Raw genomic sequence first — 12,996 nt, forward strand, 5'->3', positions numbered from 1 at the left:
AACCGCCATACCTGGGAATTACCTAGACTTTACGAAGATTTTTGCTTGAAGTCTGGGGAGAAGAGCGTGCGCGTACGGGCGTTCATGGCCGGTCTGGCCACGGTGGGACTGCTGGCCGGCTGCGGCGGACTCGAAGCGCAGACCAGCGGCTCGATCGGCGATGCGAAGCCGGACTCGGCCGCGATCGCCGAAGCCAAGGAGAAGCTGGAGAAGCTGACCGTCAAGGGCCGCGCGCCCAAAACCGGGTTCGACCGCGACAAGTTCGGCCCGGCCTGGGCCGACGTCGATCGCAACGGCTGCGACACCCGTAACGACATCCTCAAGCGGGACATGGAGGACGAGACGTTCAAGCCGGGCACCCACGACTGCATCGTGCTGACCGGCACCCTGCACGACCCCTACAGCGGCAAGACCATCAAGTTCAAGCGCGGCCAGAGCACTAGCAGCGCCGTGCAGATCGACCACCTCGTACCGCTGTCGGACGCCTGGCAGAAGGGCGCCCAGCAGTGGTCGGCGACCAAGCGCAAGGAGTTCGCCAACGACCCGCTCAACCTGCTCGCCGTTGACGGCCCGCTGAACGGCCAGAAGAGCGACTCCGACGCGGCCACCTGGCTGCCGCCGCGCAAGGAGTACCGGTGCACCTACATCGCCCGGCAGATCGATGTGAAGGCCAAGTACGGCGTGTGGGTGACCGCCGCGGAGAAGGACGCCATGAAGAACGTCCTGAGCTCCTGCTGACCGCGTGAGCGCGCCGGCCCACCGTGGGGGTGAGCCGGCGCAGCCGGAGAGGTCGGTGAGGATCAGTCGTCCTCGGCGTGGTCGCGGCCACGGCCCCCGTGGTCGTCGTCGCGGTCATGGTCCCTGTCGATCTCCGACTTGGTGATCTTGCCGGAGGCGGCGTTCACCTTCACCTCGTACCGCTGGGAGCCCTTGATCAGTTTCACCTCCCAGACGTCGGGGGCGGCGCCGTTCCTGTCGAGCTCCACCTCCCGGATCCAGGCGCCCGGCACCTGCCGGTGCGCGATCGCGATGGCCTGTTCGGCCGTGACCTTCGGAGCGGCGGGCGCGGTGGCCGTCAGAGCGATGGGAGCGGCGGCCTCCGCCGCGGCGGAGGCGGTCGCGTACGCCGCGCCACCGCACGCGATCAGGGAGACGACACCGGCACCGGCCACGAGCAGCTTCTTTGTGATTCGCATGCCTCTACGAAACCGCCGGCCCCGGTAATCGCGCGCTAAACGGCGGTTAAGGCGGGGAGAAGGCCGGAATGGGCGCGCTCTGGAGCCTTACGGCGTGCCCAAGGGGGAGGCGCAGAAGGAGGCTCAAGGCGCGTCAATGGGGAGGCACAGGAGGCTCAAGGCGCGCCCAGTTGGAGGCGCAGGAGGAGGCTCAAGGCGCGCCCAGGTGGAGGTCGACGCGGGCGCCGCCGAGTTCGGAGCTGGAGACCGAGAGGCCGCCGCCCGACGACTCGGCGGTGCGGCGGGCGATGTCCAGGCCGAGCCCGGTCGAGCCGCCTCCGCTGGTGCCGCGCTCCAGCAGCGCGGGCTCGAACCCGGGTCCCGCGTCCTCGACGGACAGCAGGGCCCCGGGTGGGCGGCTCTGGAGGCGTACGGACATGGCGGCGCCCTCGGGGGTGTGCGCGAAGACGTTGCCGAGCAGCGCGTCCAGGCACGCGGCCAGCTCGCCCGCGCCCGCGGCGACCTGCAGGGGGCCGTCGGGCAGCGTGACCGTCAGCTCGCGCCCCTGGTCCTCGGCGAGCACCGACCAGAACCGCACCCGCTCGCTCACGACGGCGGCCGCGTCGCACGACTCCCGGTCGGCGGTGCGCCGCCGCGCCTCGGTGATGACCGCGCTGACCGCCCGTTCCAGCGCGTCCACCCTGGCCTGCAGGCGGGCCTTCTCCTCAGGGTCGCGCAGCGACTCGGCGTCCAGCCGCAGGCCGGTCAGCGGCGTGCGGAGCCGGTGCGACAGGTCGGCGGCGGACTCCCGTTCGGCGGCGAGCAGCTCGTCGATGCGGCCGGCGAGATGGTTGAGCGCGAGCGCCACCGACCGCACCTCGGGCGGCCCGCCCGGCTCGGCCCGCGCGGTCAGATCGCCGCCCGCGAGCCGGTGCGAGACCCTGGCCAGCCCGTCCACCGGCCGGGTGACGGCCAGCGCCAGCCGGTCGGCGAGCACGATGCCGAGCACCATCAGCCCGAGCCCGATGAGCAGCAGCGCCAGCCACGCCTCGCGCACGCCGCGCACCAGCTCGTCGTCCGGCACGAACACCCTGATCACCGCCGTGCCGCCGGGCGACTGCGCGGAGACCAGCACCTCCCTGCCGCCGGGTGCGGCGGCGGTGACGCTGCGCCCGGTCGCGGCCAGGCGTACGGCGTCGGAGCGCGGCGCCGGGGTGCCGACGATGCCGCCGTCCGGCAGGAACACCGTCACGGGGCGGGACACCTGCTCGACCGTCAGCGGCAGATCGGGCGTGCCGACCGCGACGGCGACCGACTCGGCTGCGGCGGTGGCCCGGCTCATCGCGCCGTTCTCGGCCACGGCCCTGATCAGCAGCGCCATCGGCACCAGCAGCGCGATGAGCACGAGCGAGGTGGTGGCCGCCACGAGCAGCGCGAGCCAGCGCCTCATGACGGATCGACCAGCTTGACGCCCACGCCGCGCACGGTGTGCAGGTAGCGCGGCGCGGCGGCGGTCTCTCCGAGCTTTCTGCGCAGCCACGACAGGTGCACGTCCACGGTCTTGTCGGCGCCCCCGTACGGCAGCTGCCACACCTCGGTCAGCAGCTCCCGCTTGGTCACCACCTCGCCTGGCCGGGCCGCGAGGTAGTGCAGCACGTCGAACTCGCGCGGCGTGAGGTCCAGCGGCTGGCCGTCGAGCGTGGCGGTACGGGCGCGCGGGTCCACGCGCAGACCGCCCACCGCCAGCGGTTCCGGCGCGGAGCCGCCCGCCCGCCGCAGCACCGCGCGTACCCGGGCGTCGAGCTGCGCCGCGCTGTACGGCTTGACCACGTAGTCGTCGGCGCCCGCGTCCAGCACCGGCACCATCTCGGCGTCGCCGTCGCGCGCGGTGGCCACGATGACCGGCACCTGGCTGACCGCCCGCAGCATGCGCAGCAGCTCGACGCCGTCGAGGTCGGGCAGCCCGAGGTCGAGCACGATCAGGTCGGGCCGGTCCTGGACGGCCAGGCGCAGCCCGTCCATGGCGGTGGGGGAGGAGGAGACGGCATGGCCGAGGTCTCGCAGCCCCCTGCTGAGCGCCGTACGGATCGCCACATCGTCCTCGATGAGCAGGATGTCAGCCATAGGAAGAACGTAGACGGTTTCTTCCGCTGCCTAGAGCAGCCTTAGCGTCGCCTTAACCTGGCCTTAGCCGGACAGGGGGGAACCTGAGCGGGATGAAGAGACTCGTCGCGGCCTGGGCCGCCACCGCCGTCGCCGCCACCGGCGCCGCCGTGGCGGTGCTCGGCCTGCTCGGCAACGGACTGACCGGCACCGACCGCCACGTGCTCGCCCCCGAGGAGGTGCGCGCCGAGCTGGCCACGGCCACCTCCCGCGCCACCGCCGCGCCCGTCCCCGCGGCGTCGCCGACGGGGCAGAGCAGGCTGATCCGCAGCGCGGGCGGCACGGTGATCGCCTCCTGCGAGGGCGGCCGGGTCACGCTGCGCTCGTGGAGCCCCGCCCAGGGCTACAAGGTGGACTCGGTCGATCCCGGGCCGGATCACGAGGCGAAGGTGGAGTTCGAGCCGGACGAGGGCGAGGAGGTCGAGCTCAAGATCGTCTGCTCGGACGGTGAGCCCGTCGTCCGCGAGAGCTGACCCTGCGGGCCGGTGACCGGGTCAGGCCCCTCGCGCCAGCGGTAGCCCATCGTGCGCAGCAGCCGGTACTCCATCACGGCCAGCGTCAGGGACGAGACGACGCCGCTGATGTTCAGGGTCAGCCACAGCCAGGAGGGCACGCCGTTCCTTTCCAGGCTGATGAGCTCCTGTCCGCTGACCAGCAGCATGACGAGCGTGGAGCCGACCGGCGCGAGCAACGGGTGCATGTCGGAGATCCACAGCCCGGTGCGCGTCGCCCAGTAGAGCGTGCTGCCGTAGAAGCAGGCGGCCCAGAGGAAGATGAAGATCTCCCTCGGCCCGATGGCCGAGCCGGGGATGGCGCCGTCGCCGTCGTTCAGCCACAGGTAGAGCTGGGAGAGCAGAAACGGCATGAGGAGGACGAGCAGGCCGGGCACCCCGCGGACCAGGTACCGCCGGACGCGCGGCCACAGCGTGCGGCGCCGGTCGCGGCGGGTCAGCAGGAAGACGGCGAGGAAGGCCAGCGGCGGCAGAGCCAGCGCGTACTGCAGGGTGTCGTAGGTCTTCGCGGTGGCGCTCGCGAGGACCTCGAGGACATTCCGATAGTGATGCGTGGCGATGACGACCGTGATCAGGCCGAGCATCGTCCGCCAGAACGCGAGCCGGTCCAGCCGCCGCTCCTCTGGAGTCGAGCCGACCGGGGGCTTGAACGCGCGCTTGGCGGCGAGCCACGGCACCAGCAGACTGACGACGGCACGTGCGCGAGGTGGCGGCACCGCTGCCTCCTATGTGAGAGCCCGGTCCTGGTGCGGGTTCTCATGCTAGGGAGCACGGCTTGCGGGCGGCTTGCCCGATCTTTGACGCCGGCTGTCGGCCCGCCTCGGCACGGCCGTTCACGCACGGTCACAGCATCGGCCGGTGCTGCGGCCGGTGCTGCGGCCGGTGCTGCGGCCGGTGAAACGGCCGGTCAAACGCGGCCCCGCCGCCGGGGCGGGCGTCGCGCCCGTCGGTGGCGGACCACCGGCGCGCCCGCGCGGGAGCCGTCTCGCTCGTGAGGGCTGTCAACGGCTCCCGCGGACCTGCAGCGCGCCCAGCAGCTCCTCCGACGCGCGCGTGATCGCCTCGACCGCGCGGTCGAACGCCTCCGCGTTGTGCGCGGCGGGCGTGCGGAAGCCGGAGATCTTCCTGACGTACTGCAGCGCCGCGGCCCGCACGTCCTCCTCGGTCACGCTCTCGGTGTAAGGCGGGCGGAGGGTCTTGATGCTTCTACACATGACTCAACCGTAATAGCCGATGCGCTGGCTGATCTCTTTCGCGCCCGCCACCAGGATCGCCCCGACCTCGGGCAGCCGCTCGGGCGTCAGCCGGTACGACGGCCCGGAGGCGCTGACGGCGGCGACCACCGTGCCGTCGGAGCCCCTGATCGGCGCGGCGACCGCGTTGAGCCCCACCTCCAGCTCCTCGACGGCGGCGGCCCAGCCGCGCTCCCTGATCTCCTCAAGGCCCAGCTCGTCGGGCTCGGTGATGGTGTTGGGCGTGTAGCGTTCCAGCTCGGACGGCAGCCGCAGCGCCCCGAAGGCCAGCAGCACCTTTCCGCTGGAGGTGGCGTGTGCAGGGGTGCGCTGGCCGACCCAGTTGTGGCCGCTGATGGCGGCGGGGCCGCGCACCTGCGTGATGTTGATGGCGTCGCCGTTGCGGGGCACCGCCACGTTGACGGTCTCGCCGATCTCGACGGCCAGGCGCAGGCAGACCGGGCGGCTCTCGCCCGACAGGTCGAGCTGGGCGGTGGCCGCGCCGGCCAGCCGTACGACGCCGAAGCCGAGCCGGTAGCGTCCTCGATCGCCGCTCTGTTCGACGAGCCCGCCCTGTTCCAGGGCCGACAGCAGGCGGAAGGCGGTGGACTTGTGGACGTCCAGCTCGGTCGCCAGGTCCGTGACCCGGCTGGCGCCGTCGCGGGCGAGGATCTCCAAGATCGCGATGGCACGATCGACCGACTGGACCGACGTGCTGTTGCTCATGCCGCAACAGAATATCGTTCAGTCGGCGATCGGTCCCAGCTCGTCACCGAACTGCGACGCGATCTTCCGCATGCCCTCGGCCAGCTCATCGCGGTCGAGCGCGTCGATGCGCTCGGCGGGACCCGAGACCGACATGGCCGCGACCACCCGGCCGCCATCGCGCACCGGCACCGCGAGGCAGTGCACGCCCAGCTCCTCCTCGCCCAGGTCGAGCGCGTACCCCTGGCGCCTGACGGTCTCCAGCTCCGCCCTCATCGCGTCCAGCTCGGTGATCGTGTTGGGGGTGCGGCGCGGCATGCCGGTGCGCTCGAACACCGCCACCGCCTCCGCCTCGGGCCGCCCGGCGAGCAGCACCTTGCCCACCGCCGTGCTGTGCGGCAGCACCCGCCTGCCGACCTCGGCGAACATCCGCAGCCTGCGCGGCGACGGCACCTGCGCCACGTAGACGACGAAGTCGCCCTCCAGCACGGCCAGGTTCGCGGTCTCGCCGGACAGCTCGACCATCTTCGCGAGGTACGGCTGTGCCCACACCCCGACCATGCTCTCCGCGATGCCGCCCAGCCTGACCAGCCCGCCGCCCAGCGCGTAGCGCCGGTCGGACTCCTGCCGGACGTAGCCGCGCGCCAGCAGCGTGCGCAGCAGCCGGTGGATGGTCCCGTACGGCAGGCCCGTGCGCGCCGCGATCTCCGACAGCCCCGCCTCGCCGCCGTGCTCGGCCAGCGCCTCCAGCACGTCGAGCGCCCGCTCGACCGACTGGACGCTCACAGCGTGACCCCGCGCAGGGACGCGTCCAGCACCTCGGCGGTGTGGGCGACCCTGATGTCCGCGCCCGCCCGCCGCATGGCCGCGGCGATCTGCATCGTGCACCCGGGGTTGGCCGACACCAGCAGCTCGGCCCCCGTCGTGCGCACCGAGGCCGCCTTCCTGTCGCCGAGGTCGCGCGCGGCCTGCGGCCGCAGCAGGTTGTACGTGCCCGCCGACCCGCAGCAGATCGCCGACTCGGGGATCTCGCGCAGCTCCAGCCCGGGGATGCCGGACAGCAGCTCGCGCGGCTGCGCCCGCACGCCCTGCGCGTGCGCCAGGTGGCAGGCGTCGTGGTAGGCCACGGTGAGCGGCAGCGGGTGCCGCTTGGCCACCGGCCCCAGCTCAGCCAGGTATTCGGACAGGTCCATGACGCGGAAGCCCGGCTCGCGGCCGAGCAGCTCGGCGTACTCCTTCATGGTGGAGCCGCAGCCGGCCGCGTTTACCACGACCGTGTCCACGCCGGCTCGCTCGAACACCTCCGCCGTCCTGCGCGCCAGCCGCCCCGCCTGACGGTCGAGCCCGGAGTGCACGCTGAGCGCCCCGCAGCAGCCCTGCTCGGGCGGAATCACCACGTCGCAGCCCTCCAGCGCGAGCACCCGCGCGGTGGCCGCGTTGACCTGCGGGAAGAACTCCCGCTGCACGCACCCGGTGAGCATGCCCACCACGGCGCGGCGCTCGCCCCTGGCCTTGACCAGGCGCGGCAGCCGCTGCCGGTGCTCCACGCGGGGCGCCAGCGCCGCCATCGCGCCCAGGCTCGGGTGGGCCCGCTCCAGGAACGCCGCCATCCGCCTGGCCAGCCTCATCGCCGGGCGCAGCAGCCGCAGCCTGCGCGGGTAGGGGAAGAGGCTGAACACGATGCCGCGGATGGCGCGCTCCTGCGGCTCGCGTACGTGCTCCCGCTCCACCTCGACTCTGGTCTGCTCGATCAGCCGGTCGTAGCGCACGCCGGACGGGCACGCCGTCACGCAGGCCATGCAGCCCAGGCAGGCGTCGAAGTGCCCGGCCATCTCGGGGGTGATCGGGGTGCCCTCGACATGCTGCTGCATCAGGTGGATGCGGCCGCGCGGCGAGTCCATCTCCTCGCCCCACAACACGTACGTGGGACAGGTCGGCAGGCAGAAACCGCAGTGCACGCAGTCGTTGATCAGCTCGGGGTCCACCTCACACGCCTCCCACGAACCGGCCGGGAGACATCCTGCGACCGGGATCGAACCGTTCCTTGACCCGCCGCATCAGCGGCAGCGAGCCCACGTGTCCCCACCTGTCGACGTTCTCGTACGGCCTCCCCGGCGGCAGGGCGAGCACGTGCGCCCGCCCGCCCGCCGCCTCGACCCCGGCGCGCAGCGCGGAGACGACGGCCGCCGGCTCGTCCTCCGCCATCGGCCGCACCGGCTCCAGCAGCAGCCGCCCGCAGGCGGGGGAGCCGCGCAGCACCATCCGCGCGGCGTCCGCCGCTTCGAGCACCGCCGCCGTCGCCGCAGGAGGAAAGCGCAGCTCGATGAGCACGTCATCGCCGAGGAGCCGCCCCCACCAGACCGGCGGCTCCTCGGCGACCTCGCCGGTGCCGATCAGCTCGCGCAGCGCCGCAGCCCTGTCGGCCGCCGCCGTGCCCTCGGCGAGCGCGGCGATGGTGATCGGCCCGCCTGGCTCAGGACGGTTGATCTCGATCGCGCTCGGCTCGGCCTGCGAGGCGGACAGCGCCGCCACCGCCCCGGCCGCGCGCTTGGCGGCGCCGTCCGACCGCAGGCGGGCGATCACCCAGCGGCGATCGGCGGGCAACGGATGCAGCCGGAACGTGGCCTCGGCGATCACGCCGAGCGTGCCGTACGAGCCGGTGAACAGCTTGCCGAGGTCGTAGCCCGCGACGTTCTTGACGACCTTGCCGCCCGAGTGGGCGATCGTGCCGTCGGCCAGCACGACCGTGATGCCGATGAGCAGGTCGCGGGCGGTGCCGTAGCGGAACGCGCGCGGCCCCGGCGGCCCTCCGGTGGCCAGCGTGCCGCCGACCGTGGAGTCATCGGCGTACGGCAGGTCGAGCGCCAGCTCCTGGCCCTCGGCCGCGAGCGTCCCGGCCAGCGCGCCCATCGTCACCCCGGCCTGCGCGCGCACCACGAGGTCACCGGCGGCGTGCTCGATCACCTCGTTCATGCAGCACATGTCGAGCAGCACGTCGCAGCGCTCCGGCGGCGGCGCCCAGTGCAGCTTCGTGCCGCCGCCCGCGGGCACCACCGCGAGGTCCTGCTCCGCGCAGGCCCGCAGCGCGGCGGAGACCTCCTCGACGGTCTCGGGCAGCACGACCCAGCGGGGCCGCACGCCGCCCACCACGTCGTCGGGTCCCGCCTGCCGGGTCGTCACCCCGCCGATCGCCGCGCTCGCCGTACCGCCGTTCAAAACTGCTCCGCCTTCCCCGACTCGACCAGCGGGTGCACGCCCTTGCGCACCCCCGGCACCTCGCCGCACAGGCGCGGGGTGGGGAACACCTTGCCCGGGTTCGCCAGCCCCGCGGGATCGAACGCGCAGCGCACGAGCTGCATGGTGTCGAGGTCGTCGGCGCTGAACATCTTCGGCATGTAGCGCGACTTGTCGACGCCGACGCCGTGCTCGCCCGTGATCGAGCCGCCGTTCTCGATGCACAGATCGAGGATGGCCCCCGACACCGCCTCCGCCCGCTCGCCCGCGCCCGGATCGCCGTCGTCGAACAGCACCAGCGGGTGCAGGTTGCCGTCGCCGGCGTGGAAGACGTTGGCCACCCTGATGTCGTGCTCGGCCGACAGCCGGTCGATGGCCGCGAGCACGGCGGGCAGCGACGTGCGGGGCACCACGCCGTCCTGCACGATGTAGGCCGGGCTGATCCGCCCCACGGCGGCGAAGGCCGACTTGCGGCCCTTCCAGATCGCCGCGCGCTCGGCCGGGTCGTCGGCCACCCGCAGCTCGAACGCCTCCGAGCACAGCTCGCGCAGCCGCGCGAACTGCCGCTCGACCTCGGCGGCCGGGCCGTCCAGCTCGACGATCAGCACCGCGCCCGCGCCCTCGGGATAGCAGCAGGACACCGCCGCCTCGGCCGCCTCGATGGCGAGGGCGTCCATCATCTCGATCGCGGCCGGCACGATGCCCGCCCCGATGATCGCCGACACCGCCCTGCCGCCCTGCTCGATGCTGTCGAACGCGGCCAGCACCGTGGTCACCGCCTCGGGCGCGCGGCTCAGCCGTACGGTGATCTTGGTGGCGATGCCCAGCGTGCCCTCCGACCCGATGAACGCGCCCAGCAGGTCGTAGCCCGGGTCCATGCGGTCGAGCGTGACCAGCTCGCCCTCCGGGGTGACGATCTCGCACGCCTCGACGTGGTTGACGGTGAAGCCGTACTTGAGGCAGTGGGCGCCGCCGGAGTTCTCCGCCACGTTGCCGCCGATCGAGCAGACCTGCTGGCTGGACGGGTCGGGGGCGTAGTAGTAGCCCTGGGCGCGCACGGCCTCGGTGATGGCCAGGTTCGTCACCCCCGGCTCCACCACGGCCCTGCGGTTGGGCAGGTCGATCTCCAGGATCGCGCGCATCTTCGAGGTGACGATCAGCACGCCGTCCTCGCGGGGCAGCGCGCCGCCCGACAGGCCGGTGCCCGAGCCCCGCGCGACGAACGGCACGCCGTGCTCGTTGCACAGGCGGACCACGGCGGCGACCTGCTCGGCCGTCTCGGGCAGCACGACCACGCCGGGCGTCGCGCGGTGATAGGTCAGGCCGTCGCACTCGTACGTGCGCAGGCGTACGGGATCGGTGATCACCGCGTCGTGCGGCAGCAGTGAGCGCAGGGCCGTAATCAGCGTCTTCATCACCGATCCCCCTTTGTACGCTTCTTTATGGCATTTGAGCATAGGCCGGAAGGGTCAGGAACTCCGCGAAGTCGTCGTCCAGCGCGACCTGCTTGAACAGCGCCGTCGCCTGCGCGTACAGACCCTCGTCGTAGCCCGGTTCCTCGGCGATCTTGGCCAGCTCCTCGCCGATGATCCGCTCCACGAGCTCCTTCGTCACCTGCTCTCCGGTGTCGGACAGCGTGATGTCGTTGTGGATCCACTGCCAGATCTGCGAACGCGAGATCTCGGCCGTGGCGGCGTCCTCCATGAGGTTGTGGATGGCCGCCGCGCCCTGCCCGCCCATCCAGGCCGCCAGGTAGCGCAGGCCCACGTCCACGTTGTTGCGCAGCCCCGCCTCGGTGATGTCGCCCGGCGTGTCCGACACCGCAAGCAGGTCCGCCGCCGTGACGTTGACGTCCTCGCGCAGCCGGTCGATCTGGTTGGGCCGCGAGCCGAGCACCCCGTCGAACACCTCGCGGCAGATCGGCACCAGGTCGGGGTGCGCGACCCACGAACCGTCGAAGCCGTCGTTGGACTCGCGGGTCTTGTCGGCCCGCACCTTCTCCAGCGCCACCGCGTTGACCTCCGGGTCGCGGCGCGAGGGGATGAACGCCGCCATCCCGCCGATCGCGTGCGCGCCCCGCTTGTGGCAGGTGCGCACCAGCAGCTCGGTGTAGGCCCGCATGAACGGCGCCGTCATCGTCACCGCGTTCCGCTCGGGCAGCAGGAATTCGCGGCCCCGCGTGCGGAACTTCTTGATCACGCTGAACAGGTAGTCCCACCGGCCGGCGTTCAGCCCCGCCGAGTGGTCGCGCAGCTCGTAGAGGATCTCCTCCATCTCGAACGCCGCCGGGTAGGTCTCGATGAGCACCGTCGCCCTGATCGTGCCCTGCGGGATGCCGAGGAGGTCCTGGGCCCTGACGAAGACGTCGTTCCAGAGCCTGGCCTCCAGGTGCGACTCGATCTTCGGCAGGTAGAAGTAGGGGCCCTTGCCCTTGTCGATCTGCCGCTGCGCGCAGTGGAAGAAGTAGAGGCCGAAGTCGAACAGCGACCCCGACACCGGCTCGCCGTCCACCAGCGCGTGCTTCTCGTCGAGGTGCCAGCCGCGCGGGCGCACGACGATCGTGGCCAGCTCGTCGTCGGGCTTGAGCGTGTACGACTTGCCGCCGGTCTCGAAGTCGATCGTGCGGTCGAGCGCGTCGCGCAGGTTGAGCTGGCCCGCCACGCAGTTCTCCCACAGCGGTGAGTTGGCGTCCTCGAAGTCGGCGAGCCACACCTTCGCGCCCGAGTTGAGGGCGTTGATGGTCATCTTCCTGTCCACCGGCCCGGTGATCTCGACGCGGCGGTCCTCAAGGCCCGGCGCGGGCGGCGCGACCTTCCACTCGCCCTCCCTGATCTCCTTGGTCTCCGGGAGGAAGTCGAGCCTGCCGCCCGCCGACAGCTCCGCCTGCTTGGCCTGGCGGGCGTCGAGCAGCTCCAGGCGGCGCGGGCCGAACTCGCGCTGAAGCGTCTCCACGAACGCGAGCGCCTCCGGCGTGAGTATCTCGTCGAACCGGTCGAGCTTCGGGCCGGTGATCTCCATGAGCCTCACCCTTTTCCATATAGTGGAAAATGAATTCTGGATTGTGGAAGTCAAGCTACTCTGGCGGCCTTCGCGGGTCAAAGGTCGGGGTTACCCGGGAGTGATTCCGGGGTGATCCCCGATGCCGGAGCACCTGCCCTCAGGGAAGGATCTGCCCCATGAGAAGGATTGCGATCGCGGGCGGGCTGCTGGCCTCCACCGTGCTGCTCACCGGGTGCGGGGTCGCGAGCCTCGCCGGGCCCAACCACGAGGACACGGTGTCGTACGAGGTGACCGACAAGGTCACCGCGCTGAGGCTGGTCAGCAAGGCGGGGGACGCGGTCATCACGGAGACGGGAGGCGATGCGGTACGCGTCGTCGAGACCCTGCACTGGCGCGGCGGCGACAAGCCGCAGCCGGAGCACAGGGTGGACGGTCAGGAGCTGTTCGTCACCTACAAGTGCCCGTCGGAGTGGGGGGCCTGCGGGGTCGACTACAAGATCGAGGTGCCCAAGGGCCTGCGCATGAACCTGGAGTCCGGCTCGGGCAACCTCACGCTCAGAGACCTCACCGGCGAGATCACGCTGAGCGCCGGGTCCGGCGACGTGGACGCGGCCGGGCTCGCCGGCAAGAAGCTCTCCGGCGAGTTGGGCTCAGGCAACGTCGAGCTCAAATACACCGCCGCCCCCGAGGACATCCGGCTCAAGACCGGCTCGGGCGACATCGAGGTGCGCGTGCCCGACCAGCCGTACGCGATCGACAGCCAGGTCGGCTCCGGCGACGTCACCGTCGGCGTCAAGCAGGACACGGCCGCGCCGAACAAGATCTCTGTCACGGCCGGCTCGGGGACATCACCGTCTCGCCGTCTTGACAGTCTGTGGGACTCGCCTGATAACCAGGTGCTCGAGCCGAGGGTGTCGTGCCACCATCGTGGGAAGACACCGAGGTGTCCAGACGTTCCCTCATAGAGATGACTTT

At 71.9% G+C, this 12,996-nt stretch carries 14 protein-coding genes; 3 read left to right on the forward strand and 11 right to left on the reverse strand.

Features of this window, described 5'->3' with window-relative positions; genetic code table 11:
• Window positions 1-45 precede the first annotated feature (45 nt).
• Window positions 46-738: an HNH endonuclease family protein gene (locus ACFMQL_RS23780; protein ID WP_364057149.1), complete on the forward strand. Its 693-nt coding sequence runs from the start codon at window positions 46-48 to the stop codon at window positions 736-738.
• Window positions 739-800: 62 nt separating this feature from the next.
• Here the strand turns inward: ACFMQL_RS23780 and ACFMQL_RS23785 are convergent, their stop codons facing one another.
• The 3 genes from ACFMQL_RS23785 to ACFMQL_RS23795 all read right to left on the reverse strand — a co-directional run bounded on the left by ACFMQL_RS23785 (window position 801) and on the right by ACFMQL_RS23795 (window position 3,299).
• Complete coding sequence (locus tag ACFMQL_RS23785; protein WP_364057147.1) at window positions 801-1,196, reverse strand: PepSY domain-containing protein; 396 nt, start codon at window positions 1,194-1,196, stop codon at window positions 801-803.
• Between the two features lie 190 nt (window positions 1,197-1,386).
• The gene (locus ACFMQL_RS23790) at window positions 1,387-2,625 is read right to left on the reverse strand and encodes a sensor histidine kinase (RefSeq protein ID WP_378787069.1); all 1,239 of its coding nucleotides are present in this window, start codon (window positions 2,623-2,625) and stop codon (window positions 1,387-1,389) included.
• The gene (locus ACFMQL_RS23795) at window positions 2,622-3,299 is read right to left on the reverse strand and encodes a response regulator transcription factor (RefSeq protein ID WP_364057141.1); all 678 of its coding nucleotides are present in this window, start codon (window positions 3,297-3,299) and stop codon (window positions 2,622-2,624) included. The genes ACFMQL_RS23790 and ACFMQL_RS23795 overlap by 4 nt, the downstream gene beginning before the upstream one ends.
• Before the next feature lie 92 nt (window positions 3,300-3,391).
• Between ACFMQL_RS23795 and ACFMQL_RS23800 the strand changes: the two genes are divergently transcribed.
• Complete coding sequence (locus ACFMQL_RS23800) at window positions 3,392-3,811, forward strand: hypothetical protein (RefSeq protein ID WP_364057138.1); 420 nt, start codon at window positions 3,392-3,394, stop codon at window positions 3,809-3,811.
• Here the strand turns inward: ACFMQL_RS23800 and ACFMQL_RS23805 are convergent.
• The 8 genes from ACFMQL_RS23805 to aceB form a co-directional block, all read right to left on the reverse strand.
• Window positions 3,715-4,566, reverse strand: coding sequence for a hypothetical protein (locus tag ACFMQL_RS23805; RefSeq protein ID WP_364057135.1), 852 nt, complete (start codon window positions 4,564-4,566; stop codon window positions 3,715-3,717). The two genes, ACFMQL_RS23800 and ACFMQL_RS23805, sit on opposite strands and share 97 nt — an antisense overlap.
• Window positions 4,567-4,851: 285 nt before the next feature.
• The gene (locus ACFMQL_RS23810; protein ID WP_364057132.1) at window positions 4,852-5,064 is read right to left on the reverse strand and encodes a DUF2277 domain-containing protein; all 213 of its coding nucleotides are present in this window, start codon (window positions 5,062-5,064) and stop codon (window positions 4,852-4,854) included.
• 3 nt (window positions 5,065-5,067) lie between these two features.
• Window positions 5,068-5,808, reverse strand: a complete 741-nt coding sequence (locus ACFMQL_RS23815) for an IclR family transcriptional regulator (protein WP_364057129.1) — start codon at window positions 5,806-5,808, stop codon at window positions 5,068-5,070.
• Window positions 5,809-5,826: 18 nt separating this feature from the next.
• Window positions 5,827-6,573, reverse strand: coding sequence for an IclR family transcriptional regulator (locus ACFMQL_RS23820; RefSeq protein ID WP_364057126.1), 747 nt, complete (start codon window positions 6,571-6,573; stop codon window positions 5,827-5,829).
• Entirely contained in the window at window positions 6,570-7,772 is a 1,203-nt protein-coding gene (locus ACFMQL_RS23825) for a (Fe-S)-binding protein (protein WP_378787074.1), read from the reverse strand. The genes ACFMQL_RS23820 and ACFMQL_RS23825 overlap by 4 nt, the downstream gene beginning before the upstream one ends.
• Window position 7,773: 1 nt before the next feature.
• Window positions 7,774-9,003 (reverse strand): FAD-binding oxidoreductase, encoded by a 1,230-nt coding sequence (locus tag ACFMQL_RS23830; protein WP_378787076.1) that lies wholly within the window; start codon window positions 9,001-9,003, stop codon window positions 7,774-7,776.
• On the reverse strand, window positions 9,000-10,436 hold the full coding sequence (locus ACFMQL_RS23835; RefSeq protein ID WP_378787078.1) for an FAD-linked oxidase C-terminal domain-containing protein: 1,437 nt from the start codon (window positions 10,434-10,436) through the stop codon (window positions 9,000-9,002). The genes ACFMQL_RS23830 and ACFMQL_RS23835 overlap by 4 nt, the downstream gene beginning before the upstream one ends.
• Before the next feature lie 25 nt (window positions 10,437-10,461).
• A complete protein-coding gene (gene aceB, locus ACFMQL_RS23840; protein WP_378787080.1) occupies window positions 10,462-12,039 on the reverse strand; it encodes a malate synthase A in 1,578 nt (525 codons plus the stop codon).
• Window positions 12,040-12,197: 158 nt separating this feature from the next.
• Between aceB and ACFMQL_RS23845 the strand changes: the two genes are divergently transcribed.
• A complete protein-coding gene (locus ACFMQL_RS23845) occupies window positions 12,198-12,986 on the forward strand; it encodes a DUF4097 family beta strand repeat-containing protein (RefSeq protein WP_378787082.1) in 789 nt (262 codons plus the stop codon).
• Window positions 12,987-12,996 lie beyond the last annotated feature (10 nt).

Origin of the sequence: Nonomuraea fastidiosa (assembly GCF_042751225.1) — a bacterium.
Lineage (GTDB): Bacteria > Actinomycetota > Actinomycetes > Streptosporangiales > Streptosporangiaceae > Nonomuraea > Nonomuraea fastidiosa.